Origin of the sequence: Aquimarina sp. U1-2 (assembly GCF_017897595.1) — a bacterium.
In the GTDB taxonomy this organism is placed as follows: Bacteria; Bacteroidota; Bacteroidia; order Flavobacteriales; family Flavobacteriaceae; genus Aquimarina.
In genome coordinates this window covers 1-21,006 of sequence record NZ_JAGKIK010000015.1, presented here as the reverse complement: position 1 = coordinate 21,006, position 21,006 = coordinate 1, and the positions used below count along the sequence as shown (strand labels likewise).

The 21,006-nt window shown below is 34.4% G+C and carries 12 protein-coding genes; 3 read left to right on the top strand and 9 right to left on the bottom strand.

Annotated elements, in window-relative coordinates; translation table 11 throughout:
* Nucleotides 1-18 precede the first annotated feature (18 nt).
* From J8281_RS15895 to J8281_RS15885, 3 genes are all read right to left on the bottom strand, one after another.
* Complete coding sequence (locus J8281_RS15895) at nt 19-1,641, bottom strand: hypothetical protein (RefSeq protein ID WP_210198641.1); 1,623 nt, start codon at nt 1,639-1,641, stop codon at nt 19-21.
* Between the two features lie 22 nt (nt 1,642-1,663).
* The gene (locus tag J8281_RS15890) at nt 1,664-4,513 is read right to left on the bottom strand and encodes a TonB-dependent receptor (protein ID WP_210198640.1); all 2,850 of its coding nucleotides are present in this window, start codon (nt 4,511-4,513) and stop codon (nt 1,664-1,666) included.
* 264 nt (nt 4,514-4,777) lie between these two features.
* Entirely contained in the window at nt 4,778-7,417 is a 2,640-nt protein-coding gene (locus J8281_RS15885; protein ID WP_210198639.1) for a glycoside hydrolase family 2 TIM barrel-domain containing protein, read from the bottom strand.
* Between the two features lie 172 nt (nt 7,418-7,589).
* Here J8281_RS15885 and J8281_RS15880 point away from each other — a divergent pair, with 172 nt between their 5' ends.
* From J8281_RS15880 to J8281_RS15870, 3 genes are all read left to right on the top strand, one after another.
* Nucleotides 7,590-11,702: a two-component regulator propeller domain-containing protein gene (locus J8281_RS15880; RefSeq protein WP_371812626.1), complete on the top strand. Its 4,113-nt coding sequence runs from the start codon at nt 7,590-7,592 to the stop codon at nt 11,700-11,702.
* Nucleotides 11,703-11,963: 261 nt separating this feature from the next.
* The gene (locus tag J8281_RS15875) at nt 11,964-12,818 is read left to right on the top strand and encodes a zinc-dependent peptidase (protein WP_210198637.1); all 855 of its coding nucleotides are present in this window, start codon (nt 11,964-11,966) and stop codon (nt 12,816-12,818) included.
* An 87-nt stretch (nt 12,819-12,905) separates the two neighbouring features.
* Nucleotides 12,906-13,616 (top strand): Bax inhibitor-1 family protein, encoded by a 711-nt coding sequence (locus tag J8281_RS15870; protein ID WP_210198636.1) that lies wholly within the window; start codon nt 12,906-12,908, stop codon nt 13,614-13,616.
* A gap of 52 nt (nt 13,617-13,668) precedes the next feature.
* Here J8281_RS15870 and J8281_RS15865 read toward each other — a convergent pair whose 3' ends face one another.
* From J8281_RS15865 to J8281_RS15840, 6 genes are all read right to left on the bottom strand, one after another.
* Nucleotides 13,669-14,640 carry a YpdA family putative bacillithiol disulfide reductase gene (locus J8281_RS15865; RefSeq protein WP_210198635.1) on the bottom strand — a complete coding sequence of 324 codons (972 nt, stop codon included), beginning with the start codon at nt 14,638-14,640 and terminating at the stop codon, nt 13,669-13,671.
* A 109-nt stretch (nt 14,641-14,749) separates the two neighbouring features.
* A complete protein-coding gene (gene rpe, locus J8281_RS15860) occupies nt 14,750-15,412 on the bottom strand; it encodes a ribulose-phosphate 3-epimerase (protein ID WP_210198634.1) in 663 nt (220 codons plus the stop codon).
* A 105-nt stretch (nt 15,413-15,517) separates the two neighbouring features.
* Nucleotides 15,518-15,925, bottom strand: a complete 408-nt coding sequence (locus tag J8281_RS15855; protein ID WP_210198633.1) for a BLUF domain-containing protein — start codon at nt 15,923-15,925, stop codon at nt 15,518-15,520.
* A 495-nt stretch (nt 15,926-16,420) separates the two neighbouring features.
* The gene (locus J8281_RS15850; RefSeq protein ID WP_024772554.1) at nt 16,421-17,284 is read right to left on the bottom strand and encodes an RNA polymerase sigma factor RpoD/SigA; all 864 of its coding nucleotides are present in this window, start codon (nt 17,282-17,284) and stop codon (nt 16,421-16,423) included.
* Between the two features lie 175 nt (nt 17,285-17,459).
* Nucleotides 17,460-19,100, bottom strand: a complete 1,641-nt coding sequence (locus J8281_RS15845; protein ID WP_210198632.1) for a S8 family serine peptidase — start codon at nt 19,098-19,100, stop codon at nt 17,460-17,462.
* A 28-nt stretch (nt 19,101-19,128) separates the two neighbouring features.
* Nucleotides 19,129-20,733: a prolyl oligopeptidase family serine peptidase gene (locus tag J8281_RS15840; protein WP_371812628.1), complete on the bottom strand. Its 1,605-nt coding sequence runs from the start codon at nt 20,731-20,733 to the stop codon at nt 19,129-19,131.
* Nucleotides 20,734-21,006: the final 273 nt, after the last annotated feature.

Genomic DNA, 21,006 nt, shown 5'->3' with positions numbered 1-21,006 from the left:
ATTTATTTTTGAAAATGATTATCTGAAAGTTCCATCCAGATTTTTAAACCATGTATCACCTTGTGTAGTCCAATCATTAGCTTCATTTTCGATAGCGCCAATATAAGGTGCGCTAGAAAAAAATGATCCTAGGCTTGTAGGGTTAAACGCAGAGGGTATAGATCCTACAAAATTTGCCAAAGTAATGCCTGGTATTGGCTCATCGGTAACATTGAAAACATTTTCGGGGTCATTAAAAAATACGGTTTCGGCTTCTTGAACAAAATTTGTAGCACTACCATAAGAGCGTATGTTATCAAAAATCATTTCGCTACCTAGAACATCCAAGTCTAAATCATCTATGCGAGACCCTTCTCCTGGAAATCCTGTAACCACTGCATTTTGGAATGTTCCGATGGATCCTTGTCTTACCCGTACACCGCGTCTTGTGCCATTATTTACGTTGGCTTCAAAACCATTACCTATAATAGTAACGTTGCTTACGTTAAATCGAGTTCTTGGTTCGTTTAAAAAATTATCACCATCACTTCTAAATTCAATAGAGCGTGCTATATTCCAATAGTTGACTGGAACTAGAGTAGCTTTGACATCGGTTTGAAATAACCAGAATTGCCCATTTCCTTGCCATCCTCTGCCGGCCCATAGACCATATCCTCCATGCCCAATAGCAGAGATGTATTTAAGGCTAACGCGTCCACCTCGTAAACGAAAGGCGATATTATAATTTCTATACACCTGAATATGATTTACTGTAGTTCCTAACCCAACACCATTAAATTGAAAAGCATGCAACCCATTTTCTAGTAAATTACCGGCATATTCACTTCGTATAAATGTTAGTATTCCTGAGTTGTCATTTACGACATTACCTCCATATCGAAACCCATCATCAATTACAAAATCACCTTCGTTAGTAGGTGCTTTGCCATAAATGGTGACCCCTCCCCAATCATATGGGTTGGGTGTTTCTCCCTTCAATAATTTATCACTTGTCAAAATTATAGGATCGTTTGCGGTTCCTTCGGCTATTATTTTTGCTCCCTGAGCTATAACCAATCGAGAAGTTAATGCTGGGTTGTCAAAAGTTTTGAAATACACTGTATTTCCAGCTTCTATAATTAAATTATTTCCACTGTTAACTGAAAGTACGCTATCTACAATATATATTCTATCTTTTTCTAAAGTATAATCTTTATTTAACTCACCTTTAATACGAGTAACGTTAACACTGTTAACCGTTTCTTCAAACTCAAAAAAGGTAGGAGCCACCAGTAACTTAAATTCTTTCTTAGCTTGTTCGCCTAAGGCATCTGTTACTAGAAAAGTAAATGTAATTCTGGTAAAATCGGGTGTTTCTTCAGGAATAGTAAATGCAAATTCATAATTTGCTGATAAAGTGCTGTTAAAAATGACACTATCGATAAGATCATTATCTTGAAAAACTTCAAATTTATCTATTCCATCAGTTGATTGAAATGTAAAACTTTGGAAAATCTCATTTCCTGCTGCTTTTTTGGTTAATTCAGGAATATTTCCTTCTGTAGTAATAGAAGGACCGTCTGACTGAAAATCTATCTCATTACGCTCGCATCCAACGAGTACCATGAGTATTGTTATAAAAATATATTTTAAAAATTTCATTTTTCTATTTTTGAATTCTTTATTAAAGCGTATAACTTACTCCGGCTCTTGTTGACCAACCAAAAAATGCTCTACGCGAAATTCTGCTAGTATTACCCTGGTATCTGATAGTGGGCTCATTATTTAAGTTGATCCCTTCTACGTAAAATCGTAACCTTTTCCCTAACATAATTGACGCATTCGCATCAATTTGGAGCCGATCTTTTTGTATTAGATCATTATCTTCAGTACTAGCTAACCCAGTTAAAAATTCGCCATTGTAATTTGCTGATACCCTAGCAGAAAATGCCTTATAATTGAAAGCCAACGCTGCATTAAACGTATGCTCTGCTTGCCCCTGTAAGGGTACTCCTGTTCTAAATTGCGTATCAGAATCAGAATATGCATACGTATAATTTCCTTCTACATTAAAATTCTTTAAAATTCCCGGTAAAAATCCTAGTGTTCGGAAAAAATTAAATTCAATCCCTGCTACTGTAGCTGTTTCTCCATTTTGTTTTTGGCGAAATTCAAAACCGACAGTTCCTGGAAATCCCGGGGCATCTTCTGTTAATGAGTTATCTATTCTATCAAACTGAAAATCATCGATTTTTTTATAAAAACCTCCTATAGAAAAGACACCAACATCCTGAAAATAGTGTTCAAACATTAAATCAATATTGAGAGCTTCAGCTGGTGTAAGTTCTGAATTTCCTAAAATTAATCTATTGGCATCAACATCAAAATCTACAAAAGGTACTAAATCAACAAAATCAGGGCGAGCATAATTAAATACTGTAGATAAGCGTAGCGATGTATAATCTGTAATATTATATTTAACATGTACGTTAGGTAAAAAGAAATCAAAATCATTACCTCCGGATATTGGTGTAGCTTCTGAAGTATTACCTACCCTTACAACATCGAAGGCATCATAGCTAACCTCATTTCTTTCATATCGCAGACCTGCTAAGATCATCAATTTGTTAAACTTTATTTTTCCCATAGCATAGGCCGCATAAATATCTTCTTGAGCTTCATAGGTATCATTAAAAGAGATTTGTCTAGAATTCCAGTCTAATCGATCACCATCTAAAAACCGTCGATTATTATCAATTACGTTCATAAATTCGGTCTGCCCAATAAGTGGTCCGAAACGATAGTCTCCATACAGATAATTCGTAGGCTCTACTCCTGATAGTGATCTTAAAAAGAATTCTTCTTCTCTAACAACATCGTTGGGATCATTGATTACAAAAATTCGGTTATCTCTAAATTTTTGATTGGTTTGGGTACGGTACTTCCCTCCAAACTTTATGGTTAACTGATCTTGACCTAGCAATATATTTTTGGTAATGTTGAGTTTACCTACCAAATTATCGGCTTCAGTTTTTTCTATATCTTCTTCATATCGTCTTACTTCATCATAAATAAACGGATTATATACACTAGGATCATTTGTTGATAGTCTGAAATTAGGTTCTTCGCCATAAATCCCCAAAGGATTATCTGCAATTATGGTAACATCTTCTGCTCCGAAATCTGCTCGGTCTGAAGTGAAATCTCGTTCTGAAAAAGTATAAAATGCTCCCCAATCGATATCCCAGCTACCTAAAGTGTGCGATCCTTCAAGGTTAAAAGTTTGATTTTCTTTTAATTCGTTAAATACATTAATATCACGACGTGCTCTTGCACCGCTTCCTGTAATAGAATCTAAAGTTTGATACCGTGCACCTCGATCGGTATCCATATCAAATCGAAAGCGATTACGTACATCTGTATCTTCTCTTCGATTATACATATAGTTAAAAACAAGGCTATTATTTTCATCAAATTTATAATCTAATGTTCCGGTAATTCCATACCGTTCTCTTTCATTTTCGGTTAGCCTGTATTCATACTGATCCATGACAATAACTTCTTCCTGTGATACATCTGTGGTAATGGGTAGTCCACCCCATCGTGCATCATTTCTATGTTCTGAATTATTTGAACTATACATACTTCCACCTAAAATAATCCCTAGTTTTCCATTAGGAACTATATCTGTTTTAAAAAATCGCTTATCCAGACGTAATTTATTCAACGCATTAAGACCATCAGAAATATCGTTATATCCAATACCGGATTCCGCCTTTACACCAAGATTGAATCTTCTTGCTATAGGTGTTCTCAAATTAACAGTACCTCCAACGGCATCCCCATCCATATCAGGGGTGGGTACTTTGGTAATTTCCATAGAGGCTAATTGATCTACAGGAATTAAATCTAAAGACTCTGTTCTAGCACCGTTTTGTTGAACACTAGGAATCTGTTCACCATTAATTTGCACCGTCGTGAAGTTGAGAGGGGTTCCTCTAATACTAATAGTCGATCCTTCTCCTTTGTCTCTTTGAATATTTACTCCAGGTACTCTTTGCAGTGCCTCGGCCACGTTTAGATCAGGAAAGCGACCAATTAAATCGGCAGAAACCACATTTTTGATATTATCGGCTGTTCGTTGTAGGTTTAAAGCTTTTGACTTTCCTTCGACATTACCGATTACAACTACCTGATCGAGTTCTGCGGCATTTTTGTTCATAAGAACATTACCGACATCTACCTGGGATCCCGACAATTCGATGCCAAATGACCTGGTAGCAAAGCCAATGTAGCTTACTTCGATTTTTGCATTTCCAGAGGCTTTTGTTCTAATGGTAAATTCTCCGAATTCATTGGTAACCACACCTGTAAGTGTAGATCCACTACCGTCTAGAAGAACCACGGTAGCACCGAATAAAGGATAATTCGCCTCGGGGTCAATAACTGTTCCTGTAACCACTTTTGTATCCTGGGCGAAAGAAATACCACAGATAAGTAGAAACAAAAAAATACTAGTAATTTTTTTCTTCATTTTTATTAGGTTAAATTTTAATGGAGAATAATGAGTGTATTCATTATCCAAACTTTAATGATCTTTGGCTCTTAGATATACTTTAAAACATCTTACTGCGTTTTGAAGTAACTCTTATGGTAAAGATGTTATAAAAGAATTATAATCGTACGGTGAATATGTATCAAGAGTACGGGGTATCTGTAACATTTATAGTAAAATTGTTAATTTAAACTTAAATTAACCTGATCATAATAAAATAGTAACCCAAAAATTTGCATTTAATTAAAGACTTCTTATTCTAATGGCACTAATGAATGTGCTACCTTGTTTACTTTTAAGGTGTACTCGAATTCCTTTGTTTTTTGTACTTCTAATAATTACCTTTTTTCTAATAGGATAGTTGTATCCATAGGTTTTAAGCATGTCTAAGTTTTTAAGCACTGTACTATTATTAACAATGACATCAAAAACAGATGTTCCTCCTTTGTGTTTAGGAGACTCTACTCCATCAACAAACCGTCTGGATTTCGGATAATGTTCCACAAAAAGCAATTCAACTTCGTACCAGCCATCTTTAAGATCAAATTGATATCCAGCAGTATTTCTTCGCATGGTTTGATAGAGTCCTATATCCTCTTTTAGGGTAAGAATGTCTTCTTTTGTTCCAATTTTTTTTGCTACATACAGGGGTTCTCCATCTAAATACCCCCAGCTACCGCTCTCATATTTTTTATCTACCAACCATGTATTCTTTCCTATAGGATCGTAAAAACTATGGTTACTCCCCGAGTTTATACTAATGTCTACATTATCTTTATTAGAAATTTTTTCAGGAATACCTTTATAATTAATGGTCAGAATGTCTTTGGGATACTTCTCTAAAGGGTTGATAGCTTCAAAAACATTCTTCCCTTCTTGAAACATGACTTCCCAGGTGGCCGAATGATTGATCACTTTTTGTAGCCCCAATGATTTTCCATTTTGGAACAATTCAATTTTTTCCAGATTACTGTAGACCTGTACCGGAAGTTTTTTTGTTTGTAGATCTGATCGATCTGTCCAGTTCGTTTCGGCAATTTTAAGATAAGGTTTTTTTGATAACGCAGCTTTAAAAAAGAAATATACATCTTTAGGTTTACGATTTGCCGATACCAGCCCTTTATTGTTAACGTGTGGATTGGGGTCAATTCGTCTTTCAGAACTAAAATCTATTAAATTCCACACCGTTGCTCCCGAAATGTAAGGGCGTTCCATGATTTGTTGATAATAACTTTCCATCATTCGTTTGTGCCCTTCTATGGTAAAGTCAAATCTTTCGGGATGCAAACTGTGAAATCGGGGATCGCTTCCGGCACCAAATTCACTCACAAAGTGAATGCGATTTGGATGTTTTTTGTGCTGTTCGTCTAAAAATTTTCCAAAGTCATCAAAGGTGTCGTAATACCAACCATGGTATAAATTCCAACCAACGATTTGTGGGATTTCATCGATTTTAGAGCCCTCATAAAGGGGATATTTGTGCAAAGCCATAGCTGTATAGCGTGTAGGATCTTCTTTTCTGGCTATAGCTTCTAGTTTTTTTGCCAGGTTTACAGTTGCCTTGGTGTGCTGGTCGACTATGTCTTTATCAATAAAACGATGCGCCCAGTAAATCTCATTCATATACCCCCACATGATTACAGAGGGATGGTTGTAATGTTGTCGTATCATTTCTTTTAGCATGATCTCACTAGTTTGATCATGTTCTTTTGATAGTGTTACTTCGTTTACTAGCGGAGTTTCTTCCCAAACCATTAGACCTATTCTATCGGCTTCTTCAAGAATAGCAGGGTCTTGCGGATAATGCGCCAACCTAATAAAGTTACCCCCCATTTCCTTTATCAATCTAAGATCACTACGATGTGTATCATCGCTTAGAGCATTCCCTTTTCCCGGGAAATCCTGATGTCTATTGGCACCAATTAGTTTAAGAGGCTTTTCATTGAGATAAAAACCTGTATTTGCATCAAAAGAGAAGGTTCGAATACCAAAATTAATATACTCTCGATCCAAAACTTCTTCTTTTTTATGTATGGAAATGTCTAATGTATACAGGTCAGGTGTATCGGGAGACCATAATGCAGGGTTTTTTATCTCAATTTTATCTATAAGAAAAATTGATAACTCATCTTTTTTTCCTGAAGTAATTTGAGTGTTGCCTTGTGCAACAGTAGTTCCTTTCGAATCGTAAATTGTATAGTGTACACTGTGAGTTTTTAAGTTTTTTGAAGCACTTCTAATGCTACCTTTAATTTGAATGTTTGCTTTGTCGGAGCTTACTTTGGGTGTACTCACAAAAATTCCTTTTGATCCATAATCCAGCAAATTAAAGTGAGTTTTGGATGTTTCAATAAGAAAAACATCGCGGTAAATGCCTCCAAAAAAAGTGAAGTCGGCAGAGAGTGGGGGAATGTTTTTATCGTGAGCGTTATCGACCATAATTAATAACTCATTGCTCTGATCTTTTAATAAATAAGGCGTTATATCTATTGTAAAAGCACTATACCCTCCTTTATGCTCTCCGGCTTGTGAGCCATTTACAAAAATTTTTGTGTGTTGGTTAGCCCCTTCAAAATGTAGAAAATAATTTTTTGTCGAAGTCTTGAATTCAACCTCCAGTTTCTTGTAGTACCAGCCTTTACCGCGATAATAACCGCGATTTCCATCGTCTAATACATCCTCGTTATTCCACGTATGTGGCAGGTTAACAATTTCCCAGTTATTCGTATTTATATTAGTTTTAGATGGGCTTTCCTCTTGTTTATTAAATTTCCATAAAGAATTAATAGAGGTTTTTACACGCACTTGTGCCTGGATTGTGCTAGAAAAAATAAATATAAGGGAGCATAGCAAAGCTATACGCTTTATTGAAATGGAATACATAATCATATTTTGAAAATTCTACATATAGAAGAACTTCAAAATAGTAGAGAAGTAACAATATATTCTAAAAGCCAAACAAATATAACGGGTATACGCATTTTAAAAAAATAAATGATTTAAAATATTTGAGTTTATGTTAAAAAAGCAGTATGTTCCTGTAAAATTGTGATTCTTGAATTTTTGTAATTTTTTTCTCTATCTGGCTGTTGTTCTAAATTTAAATAGCTTTATTCTTCGGGCTCAAAACGCTTCATTTGTCGAAAACAGTTTTTATTTTGATCATCTCACTGTAAAAGAAGGACTATCTCAAAGTTCTATTTTATGTATGCATCAAGATCGATTTGGATTTATGTGGTTGGGAACCAGAGATGGTCTTAATCTTTATGATGGTTATCAATTTAAGGTATTCAAAAATCAAGTAGGTGACAGTACATCTATATCGGGTAATATTATAAAGGATATTAAAGAAGACACTTTAGGAAATATATGGATCGCTACAGATGTAGGTTTAAGTACGTATAATAGAGGTCTGAAATTATTTCATAACTATAAGCTAGATGTCGCAAATAACGAAACCCCTTTAATTAATGTACTTTATATTACTACAGAAAATAAAATCTGGGTAGGAGGTAATTTTGGACTTGTACACTTTGACTCGAAGAATGAAGAATTTAGCTCTGATCTCATGGCACTTTATGATCGTCATCCTTCTAAGAAATACGCTGTCACTTCTATTACACAAAGTGATAATAGACAATTACTACTGGGAACTAGTAAAAAAGGTATCTTTCAGTACGATGTTCTTAATAAAAAATTAAAATCCTTTCATCCTGAAGAAGAAAAGAACAAACCTATACAGCGAGTTCAATCTCTTGTCGTTACAGATCAAGAAATATGGGCTGGTACCTACGGTAGTGGATTGTTCAAATTTGATACAAACGGAAATGTATTAGGGCATTATCATACAAATGCATTGAATACTCAACATCGAATTTCTGATAATCGCATCAGGACATTACTTATAGATGACCATGATCTTTGGATAGGTACATTTAAAGGATTAAACGTATTTCAAGATTTTAATCAAATGGTGACCATCGACTATCAGGATGGAGATCCCAAAGGATTATCACACGGTAGTATTAGATCACTTTTCAAAGATAAAAAGGGCAGTATTTGGGTAGGAACGTATTTTGGGGGTGTTTCTATCTACGATATCCACAATCAAAGGTTCAAACATTTCTATAATAGTAGTGGTAACACCAATTCACTAAGTTATAACGTAGTAGGAGCATTTGAAGTTAACCCTGATGAAGAAACTATTTTTGTTGGGACAGAAAGAGGAGGGTTAAATATTTATGATATTAACGAAAAAAAGCATCATAGGTTAGTTGATTCTTCACAAATCAGAAGTACGATAAAGTCTTTGTATAGAGATCCACAGTATACACTTTGGATTGGCGTATTTAAAAAAGGATTACATTACCTTAATACTGTAACCAACAAGCTAATTCGAGTCTCTGCAACACAACCTCCCGAATTTAATTATTTAAGAGACGCAATTATTAATTGTATTACCGCAGATGAGCAGGGAAGTTTGTGGATGGGAACAGACGAGAATGGATTACAAAAATTCGACTATAAAAAGAAACAGTATATAGTTTATCCCAATAGGGAAGCGTTAAACACTTTGATCAAGCGTGATCCTATTAAAGCAATTGAAATCAAAGATGGTTTAGTGTATCTGGCTACACAAGGATCTGGTATTATTATTTTTGATCCCGCCTTAGGCACCATCGAACAATTAACGCAGTTTACTGTTGGTGACACATCCTTTCAATGTACAGAATTTAATCATATATCTCTGGCCAAAAATGGAAAGCTCTGGTTGTCAACAAACGGGAAAGGACTTATCGCTTATGATAGTACATCTAAAAAATGCAATCGATGGCATACTGTATCAGGTTTAGGTAGTAACATCGTATTAGGAACCTTAGAAAATATGAATCCCAATCACAGATGGGTGATTACATCAGATATGGTTGCCGAAGTTAGTTTGAATCAAGATCACATACTTAGAAGTTATTCTTATAACACAGGTTTTCCGTTAGAAGAAATTAATGAAGGAGCGTTTTATAGAACAAAACAGGGCTTTCTATTAATAGGGGGGAGCAACGGCTATGTTCAATTTCATCCAGATCAATTAAGTTTGAATACTTATAGTCCTAGCCCGGTACTTACTGCGCTAAAAATTTTTAATAAGGATATCACCCCGGGTGATAATAGCAATATTCTTACCAAAGATATTAGTAAAACTTCTGCGATTACATTGGACTATTTTCAATCGGTGTTTAGTGTGGCATTTCGATCCCTTAATTTCTTGCGGTCAGATCACAATCAATATGCATATATGCTTAAAGGATTTGATAGTGATTGGGTGTACAGCCAAACTCGTAACGAAGCAACCTATACTAATCTAGCCGATGGTAAGTATACCTTTCTTGTAAAATCTGCCAATACCGATAATGTCTGGAGTGCTACCCCCACGTCTTTACATATTACGATACTACCACCGCCTTGGAAAACCTGGTGGGCGTATTGCATCTATGTAATTTTAATTGGTTTAACCATGTATGCTATTCGATATAACGCAATTAAGAGCACGCAGCTCAAAAATGATTTACGAATACAACAAATTGAAAAAGAAAAATGGAAAGAAATTCATGATCTCAAATTGAAATATTTTATAGATGTTTCTCATGAATTTAGAACTCCGTTAACTTTAATTTTGGGTCCTTTAGAAGAGATGATCAGTTCTGGAAATCAAGAAAAATGGTTGCGTTCTAGAATAAAAATAATGTATTTTAATGCTAAGCGATTATCTTTATTAATTAATCAAATTTTAGAGATTAGGGAAATAGAAACAGGTCATTCTCAACTCAAAGAACAACCACTTTATATAGAAGCGATTATCGAGGATATTGTATCATCTTTTAAGGTGGTGGCAGATAAAAAGCAAATTGCCTTATCGTTTGGTCAACCTAACAAAAATGAGCGACCTGTTCTTGCAGATAAGGATAAAATTGAGAAAGTCTTCTATAATCTATTGTCCAACGCGTTTAAGTTCACTCCTGAAGGCGGTAAAATAAAGGTAACTTTAGACGTAGAAGAGCACCAAAAGCGACTACGATATACAGTCAAAATAAGTGATACCGGTATAGGTATTTCTAAAAACAAGCTAGACAAAATTTTTGACCGGTTTTACAAGGGTGAAAAAAAACAATCAGGAGCAGGAATTGGATTATCATTAACCAAATCTTTGGTGAAACTTATGCAAGGTGATATTCGTGCTATAAGTAACAAAGGTAAAGGCACATCTTTTATTGTAAATTTACCTTTTAAAATGGCTGAAATCTCTCTCGAAAAAGAAGATAGTGCTTTTGTAAAACCGGTTCCTCTAGAGCTTCAAAACACACCGCTGTCAAACAAGAAGAAGTCGGGCGAATATGAAAAAAAGGAAGTCATTTTACTAGTCGAAGATAATGAAGAATTAAAACAATACTTAAAACAACAATTAGAACCATACTATACCGTAATCACAGCTAAAAATGGTTTACAAGGGCTAAAGAAAGTGCAAAGAGAAGCTCCAGATGTAGTTATTAGTGATATTATGATGCCAAAAATGGATGGTTTAGAGTTGTGCGCACGTATAAAACAAACCAAAGAATTGTGCCACATACCGGTCTTATTACTTACTGCAAAAGATTCTCAAATGCATAAGATTGAAGGACTTGAATTGGGTGCAGATGATTATATAGCAAAACCTTTTAGTCTTACCGAGCTTAAGACCAGAATTAAAAATATTATCAAAAATAGAAACTTAATAAGACTCCGGTTTAGAGATAACGATACTCTTACTAAGCCTACTGTATTGAAAATGAACAGCTTTGATGAAAAGTTAATGAAACAGGTGATCACCATTATTGAAGAGCAATTCGACAAACCAAATTTTACAGTAGATTTTTTAAGTAACGAAATCGGGCTAAGCAGAGTACATTTAAGTAGAAAGATAAAGGCATTAACCGGAGTAGGACCTGCTGAGTATATCAAAGAGTTTAAAATGAATTATGCGATGGATTTGTTAAAGAATCAGGCCTATAAAATTGCAGATATCGCCTATGCAGTAGGATATCAGGATGTACAATATTTTAGTAAGACTTTTAAAGCAAAGTACGGTCAAAGCCCCGCAAATTTTATGAAAAATGAAAAACGGGAAGATAAATAGCCTATGAAGATTTGTGTTATTTTCTGTTAATTTGCCTATAAAACAAAAAGATAATCTAGTCTATTAATACGTATAGCGAAGCAGTTTTTTTTTCGATACTCTTCCCATGACCCTGACTCCGGATAGAGCACATCGCCTTTAAACAATAGAACGATAGCTAAACTCGTTGTTACCGTGTGAATTAATGTTAAAACCTGCTTTTTACGTAATTTTAATTTCTAAAATACTATTTTTAATTTCCTTAACCTACAGTATTAATTTTTGAATCATTTACTTGCATACGTACAGGACGAACCTGTAAACTCTTTGTTTCAGATTGCGCTGGGATTAGCAGTCACTTTAGGTATTGTATCAATTTGTATTTATTATGTCTTGCGATACCTTGAGTCAATTTATGTAAAATACTATCAAAAGCCCTACTATATCCATTTTTATCCGAATTTAAAAATACTACCTCGTAATTTACAGGTTTTTGTGCAAGACAATGACTTTTACAATCAACTCGATGCCAGAAGAAAGCAATATTTTGCTCATAGAACAGCTAAATTTATTGAGAATACTAATTTTGTAGGCAGAGAAGGCCTGGTCGTAGATGATTTTATGCGAATGCAAATCGCTATGATGGTGATTCAACTTACTTTTGGAATGCGTCACTATTTATTAGAATATTTACATACTATAATTGTATATCCATCATCATTTTATTCTATTCTAAATCAAACTGAAAATATCGGAGAGTTTAATCCAAGGTCGAAAGCCCTGGCACTTTCGTGGAAGGATTTCCAGAAAGGGAATTTACATCAGGACAGCGGAAAAAGTTTGGGAATTCATGAGATAACGCATGCCATTCACTACAATTCAATACGAAATAATGATATAAGTTCTGAAATTTTTTATGATACTTTTTTGCAACTAGAACAGTATTTGGGTTCGGCAGAAATACGAAAGAAAATTGTCGATACCAAAATTTTAAGAGAGTATGCCTACACAGATAAGTTTGAGTTTATTGCGGTATTAGTTGAAGTTTTTATGGAATCTCCTCAAGAGTTGAAAGAAAAATTTCCTAAGATCTATACGTACGTCATGCGTATGCTTAATTTTCGATATTTCGAGTAATATAGGGGCTCATTTGTAATGATACACCATGAAGTAATAAGAGTTTACTATATTTACAATGATAAACAACGTTAACTAATTAAAATTATGGAAGAATTTCAACAGGTACTACCGGTAAGCGCCTTGTCAGATGAAAAGAGGGTCGCATTTTACAAAAAGACATACACTCATCTTGCTATGGCCGTGCTACTTTTTGTAGTCGTCGAGTGGATTTTTTTTCAATCTGAAACCGTCGTTAATTTTGCCTTTTCAATGACTCAAGGCTGGAGATGGCTATTAATGTTAGGTGGTTTTATGCTAGCAACTACGTATGCTGAAAAAATGGCTCATCGAACACATAATATTAATCAGCAATACCTAGGTCTTTTACTATACGTAGTGGCCGAGGCATTCATTTTTATTCCTTTAATCGGGATTGCCATGATGATTGCCGAAAACGGAGGAGCAAATATCCTGAATCAGGCAGCAATTTTAACGCTAGCATTGTTTACAGGACTGTCTGCCATTGTATTGCTAACCAAAAAAGACTTTTCTTTCCTTCGTTCTATTTTAACAATTGGATTTTTTATAGCATTAGGATTAATTGTTGCAGGTCTTTTATTTGGTTTCAATCTTGGGCTTTGGTTTAGTGTAGGTATGGTAGTTCTTGCTTCCGGATCTATTCTTTATCAAACATCGAATATGGTTCACAAATATGCAGAAGATCAGTACGTAGGAGCTTCACTAGGGTTGTTTGCTTCTCTAATGTTATTATTTTGGTACATTTTAAGCATTCTCTCGAGACTAAGCGGCGATTAATATCAGTCTAGCGAACGTATGGTCATTGAATTAAAATCGAAAAAAGTTTAAACTAATTCACTGTTTTTTTTGTAATCGAATCTAGTATAGTTTTTGCGTGAATTCTCGAATTCTCTATAAACCATAGATGCGTGTCCATTCCGCCACAAATGACCCCGGCGAGGTATAAATTCTCAACGTTAGATTCCATAGTTTCTTGGTTGTATTCAGGATATAATTTTTTGTCATTGGTAAGTGTTATACCACTATTTTCGAGAAATTCAAAATTTGGCTTGTATCCGGTCAAAGCCAATACATAGTCATTTTCAATAGTATAATTACCCTTAGGTGTTGCAATGCGTATTTTATCCTCCAGAATTTCAAGAACGGTAGCATTGTAATGTACTTTGATACTTCCTTCTGCTATTCTATTTAAAATATCAGGTTTAACCCAGTATTTTACCCGTTTTCCAATTTCAGGTCCGCGAACGATCATAGTTACCTCTGCACCTTTGCGATAACATTCTAATGCGGCGTCTACTGCCGAATTACTTGCGCCTACAATGGCTAATTTCTGTTTTGCATAATAATGAGGTTCTTTATAATAATGAGATACTTTTGGAAGGTTTTCTCCAGGTACATCCATGGTATTCGGGATGTCGTAAAATCCTGTCGCGACAATTATGAAAGAAGCTGTATAGCTTTGTTTTTGTGTATCTATCTCAAAAATAGTATCTCTTTTGCGGATTGAATTCACCATTTCGAATAAATGAATATTCAAATTATTAGAAGTAACGATGCGACGATAATACTCTAAGGCTTCATTGCGTTTAGGTTTGGCTTCTTTACTAATAAAAGGAATATTATCAATCTCAAGCTTTTCTGAAGATGAAAAAAATTGCATGTTGATGGGATAATTGTACAGAGAATTTACAATAGTTCCTTTTTCGATAATAAGATAATCAAAACCTTTCTTTTGGGCTTCGAGTGCACATGCAATACCAATGGGTCCGCCGCCAATTATAATTATATCTAGATGCTTCATTTAATCTGTTGTGCATTTTAATTATTGTATTCAAAGTCTGTCAATTCGAGTGCTTCCACTGGATGAAGAAGTGTATCGAGTCCTTCGAAACTATTATAAAGGTTGTCATTTAAGAATTAACAAGTTCTTTTAAAGACGCTATGGTATCAGTAGGATGTTCGCTTTTAAACACGAAGCTACCTGCTACCAATACATCTGCTCCGGCCTCGACTAATTGTTTCGCGTTTTTATCGGTTACTCCACCGTCAATTTCGATTAACGTACCGGCGTTGCGGGTTGTAATAATTTTTTTGAGTTTTTTCACTTTATCATACGTGTTTTCGATAAAAGATTGACCGCCAAATCCAGGATTTACACTCATTATACAAACCAAATCAATATCGTTAATACTATCTTCGAGTAGATCAACGTTAGTATGTGGGTTTATAGCAACACCTGCTTTCATACCTTCTGATTTTATCGCTTGTAAGGTTCTATGCAAATGTGTACAGGCTTCATAATGTACTGTAAGTATATGGCTTCCCAGATCTGCAAACGTTTTGATATAGCGATCGGGATTTACGATCATTAAATGTACATCTATGGTTTTGGTAGCATGTTTTGCGATATCTCTTAATACGGGCATGCCAAACGAGATATTCGGAACAAAAACACCATCCATAATATCAATATGAAACCAATCTGCTTTGCTAGTATTAATCATTTCGACATCTCGTTGTAAATTGGCGAAATCTGCTGCCAAAACTGAAGGTGCGATCTTTTTTGAAGTCATATACGAAATAGTTATTGGCACCGCTAAAGGGCTTCATACCCCCAGGCTTGCCACAAGGTTAGTCATTTTAATGCAAAAGTACTATTTCTGTCTCTAAATAGCCAACTATAGAAGCTTCATAAAACGTTGTGTGAGGTAAGAAATACTTTTGTAATGTTCTGGATTATTATCTTTTTCTTTTTTGAGGAACTCCAGTAATTCGTTTTTGCTGTAGTCATCAGCTATTACAGTAAAAGAAGAGTGGTATTCTGAAAAAGAATTTGTATTCATTTGGGAATCCAGCATTTTGATAATATTGTAGTGTTTCGAATCCTGTTTAATTCTTTCAAACATCATTTTAACTAATTTTTCTTCACCTTCCAGAACTTGAAAAAAATTACCTTCAGAATACATTAGGATCCCAGTAAGACCAATTGTATTATTATAGGTTCTCACATAATCCATAAGTTGTGATATATCAGTACTTGATACATCAGGGTGTACTGTACTCACATAACTTATAATATATCTCATAATTATTGTTAATTTATTGGCACCGCCAAAGAGTATAATACTCCGAGGCCTGCCTTGAAATTGAAAAATTGTTTTCAACATATGTCTCGTGGACTTTCCCCGTGGTAGTTTACTCAAAATACTACTTAAATATACAGATTTTCAATTTGAAAAATGAACTCAAAAAGAATTTAGAAATATAACTTGAATTTATATCCAAACATTTGCATGGTTTTTTTAAATCAAGATCTGTACTCTACTATTGAAACGAATAGTAATAAAATTTTTAATGTGAGAGCGTAGCGGTTTACATACGTTCTTAATTTTTTAACTAATTCATTTTTAAAAAATTAATAATAGTTAAACGACAAAATAAGAATTGGTTGTGGAAGAGAAAGTGTAGTTGCTTACAGTATATGAGGATAAAAAAACCTCCGGTAATCAGCCGGAGGTCATTCATCAATCAAAAAACGAACAGTTATAGTATAAAACTGTTTGTAACTGTAATTTAGAAAATTATCCTAAATATGTTTTCAATATTTTACTTCTAGAGGTATGCTTTAAGCGTCGAATTGCTTTTTCTTTAATTTGGCGAACACGTTCTCGTGTGAGATCAAACGTTTCACCGATTTCTTCTAATGTCATAGGGTGTTGATCTCCCAAACCAAAGTATAGTCTAATCACATCAGCTTCTCTAGGTGTCAATGTTTCAAGAGCGCGTTCAATTTCGGTTCTTAACGATTCATGAAGCAAGGTTCTATCAGGATTTGGTGATTCTCCAGAGTTTAAAACATCGTATAAGTTAGAATCTTCGCCCTCTACAAGGGGTGCATCCATACTTACATGACGACCCGAATTTTTCATAGATTCTTTTACATCGTTAATCGTCATGTCTAGCTCTTTTGCAATTTCTTCTGCACTTGGCGGACGTTCATGAGATTGTTCTAAAAACGCATATGTTTTATTAATCTTATTTATAGAGCCAATTTTGTTTAATGGTAAACGTACAATACGAGATTGCTCTGCAAGAGCTTGCAAAATAGACTGTCGAATCCACCAAACGGCATACGAGATGAATTTAAATCCACGGGTTTCGTCAAATCGCTTAGCAGCTTTAATAAGCCCCAGATTTCCTTCATTAATTAAATCAGGAAGAGTAAGTCCTTGATTTTGATATTGTTTTGCAACAGATACCACAAATCGTAAGTTTGCTTTGGTTAGTTTTTCAAGGGCTCTTTCGTCACCTGCTTTAATACGCTGTGCTAATTCTACTTCTTCATCTGCGGTAATTAAATCAACTTTACCTATTTCCTGTAAATATTTATCCAGCGATGCAGTCTCACGATTCGTTACCTGCTTCGTAATTTTTAGTTGTCTCATCTATGTTATCCTTGAAATTTAATACGTGAATATTTAGGGCATTTTATTAGTTATACGTAAGGAGTTACCAAAATGTTACAAAATTGTTCAATTTAATTTAAAAAAGATGATTTTTTTGTTGTGATGTGGATTGAATAATTAGGATTGGTCATTTAGAAAAGCCGGTTGATTCATTTTACTTTTGTTTTTTTGAAATCTGTTCGGCCATAAGTAAGGCATTATAAAGATTAACTACTTTACCGGATTTTGAGAGGTCTGAAAAGGGTGCTTTTGGACCTTTGGCATTACCAGGAAATCTAACGTTAATATTATAGCTGTTTCCGGATTCTAAAATGATATGCTTTACTTGAGATGCAGAGAGATCTGGATATCTGGATCTAATCACGGCTGCCACACCAGATACCAAAGGTGCTGCCAGTGATGTGCCATCTTCTACTACATATTTGTTATTAACGGCAGTTGTATACAGATCTTTACCTGGTGCAAAAACGTCAAGATTCTTTTTTCCATAGTTAGAGAAATACGCCGGTAATCTGTGATCCAAAAATGTATTTAATGCCCCAACATTAATAAAATTATTTGCAAACTCTTCACTATTAGTGTAATCTAAAGGGTAGAAATTGTATACATCAAGATTTTTACCGTCATTACCTGACCCATGTACAAGTACTACATCTTTTTCTGCAGCATATTGTATAGCATCAAAAACCATTTCTTTTTGTGGTGAAAAAAATTTACCAAAACTCATATTAATCACTTTGGCCCCATTGTCTACAGCATAACGAATAGCCAAGGCAACATCTTTATCGTATTCATCACCTTGTGGTACGGTTCTTAGGATCATTAATTTCACATGATCCGCAATACCATCTATACCAATATTATTATTTCTTGTAGCAGCTATTAGACCAGAAACAGAGGTCCCATGAGTATCAATTGATTTATCTTCGATTATAATATTATTTCCATAATTTGTATCGTTAAAGTGTTCTACATTATCATTGGAAATCTTTCTGTCTTTATACGCATAATTCAACTTATAATCTCTAATACTGTAAACATACTTTGCATATTCATCTAGAGATTCTTGAGTGAGCCCGTAAGTAAGAAATTCATGTAGTTTTCTTGCAGGTCTACTCAGTTCTGGATTCTTAAGTGTATCTATAGTTTTTAAGGTTTCGAAATTATAGTTTTGATTTGGAAAGTAATTTTTGAGCTTTTCTCTTATCTCTTTGAGATAATTATTTTGTTCTTCTATATATCGTAGATCTGTATCTAAAGTATTTTTGGCATTTTGATAAAACTTGATGGCTTCAAGAATTAACGAATCTTTCTCCTCTTTAGGTTGCTCAAGCCCTTCTTTAGTTAAAAGCCCTTTTTTAGTTAAAATCCTTACAAATTCCCATCTGGCATAATATTGATTTTCGCCATTTGTACTTCCTAAAAAATTCCAGCCATGGATATCATCTACATAGCCATTTTTGTCATCGTCAATGTTGTTATTTGGGATCTCTTTTTCATTAACCCAAATTTGATCTTTTAGGTCTTCATGTTCTATATCAGTCCCTCCATCGATAACAGCAACTATGACTGTATTGCCCCTTTTTTTGGATAGAATTTCGCTGTATGCTCTTTCGACACTCATTCCTTGAATAGTATCTTCAAAGATATCTTTATGCTGCCATGATTTTATTATTTCACCTTTTATCTGTCTTTTATTTTCATCGACTACTATGATGTTTTTAGAAAAAGTATTTGTGTTTTGTGCAATACATGAGCATAAACACAATAAAAGTAAGAAAAGTTTATTTTTCATTAAAGAGTGTCGCGATTTTGAACTACAATTATTCCTTGGGTTGATAGTCAGGATGGCCGGTTTGCCAGAGGGCGAAAGCAAAAGTGTCTACCATATTTTTATAAAAAGTAGTTGTTGTTCCATCACCTCCATGATTTGCGTCAAAATCTACTGAAAATAATATTGGTTTACTATTTGGGTTCGTGGTTTGCATTTTTGCAACAAATTTAGCTGGATCCCAAGGTACAACGGCACCATCATTCATGCCGGTAGTAATTAAAGTTGAAGGGTAATCTATACCTTTTTTAATATGATGATAAGCATCCATTTTTAGCAGAGCTTCAAATTCTTCTTTGATTTCTACAGTCCCAAATTCTTTGACACTGTTAGGCCCATTCGGCTGAATTTCTGATCGAATTAAATTAATAGAAGGTGAGTTCATTACAGCTACAGCAAACAAATCGGGACGTTCTGTGATGGCTCTGCCGATCGTTATTCCTGCAGCGCTAACTCCAAAAGCAATATTCAGTTTAGAAGAGGTGTATCCTTGATCTATTAAATATTCAGTACAGGCTATTAAATCTTTCCAACTATTAGGTTTAGTAGTTTTAAATCCTGCTTTATGCCAATCATTTCCTTTTTCGCCACCACCTCTTACGTGGGGGAGTGCCCAAATATTACCTTCATTGACCCAGGTTAATGACGGAATTGAAAAGAAGGGACTAAACGAGGCTCCATAAGCACCATAACTTAATGAGATTAAACGGTTATTTCCATCTTTTTTTAATCCTTTTTTATAAATAATAGATAGCGGAACTTTAACCCCGTCATGAGAAGGAACTTCAACTTCTTCAACTACAAAATCATTGAATTCGGGATAGTTTGCATTCGTATTTACATCTAATAAAGTAAATTCTCTTTTTTTTCTATCATATGTGTATACTTGATAAGGTTTTGTCCAACTGTATAGAGAAACCTTAAGTTGATTTCCTTCGTAAGCTATATAACTATTGCCAGAGGCTTGAGGGAGTTTTATTTCTTTTTCTATATTCTCTTTTTTACTAAAAAATTTAGCGTCAACACCGTTTTTTATCGTTATATAAAATAACTCTCCATCTACATACTCAAAATCAGTAATGACATTCTCTTTTTTTTCTTCAACTAAAACTATTGGATTATCAAAATCCGGGTTTTTAATCGACGTTTTACATATTTTGAAATTCGATGCATTTTTAGAAGTTCTGTAAATTAGTTCATCCTGATAAACGATATAATTCTTTATTTGCTCTTTTTGAGTGAATAGAAGTTTCCAGTTTAATTTTGAATAATCTACATTTTTATCTAAGTTCGCTATGTACGTATCATTGTAACTAGAAACACCACCGATAATTCCAAAAATGTAACTGGATTGGTCTGATTTGATACGTACAATAGGAAAATCGGCAGGTTCGAGTGGAATAGTTTTACCTGTTTTGGGAGGAAATATTTGCGTAAAAAGGTTAGCGTTAGTATTCAATTTGTAGAGTACCGACCGAGTGTCGGTCATATACTCTTTAAGCTGATGATCGGTATTCTCAATAAATTGATACGTAAAACCAGAATTATCAGGTAGCCAATTGATACCACCTGTAGTCTTGGGTTTTGTATTTTTTATGACCTGTGGATGTTATAATTCCCCCCATGTTTAGGACAGAATATTAAAAAAATAAGATGTTAATGATGTTGAAAGAGGGGGGTCTGGGGGGAGACTCATAACTTCTTTTTTTTGTTAACAACTCCACTTTCTTTTTATTTTTCATTATGCTGCTGGTTTTAGGTTTTGTTTATAAACCGCTATTGGATGTTCATTATCCAAATTTTGATGTCTACGTTCTTTGTTGTAATAGTTAAACCAGGTTTTTATTCCTTGATAACATTGTATCCCATC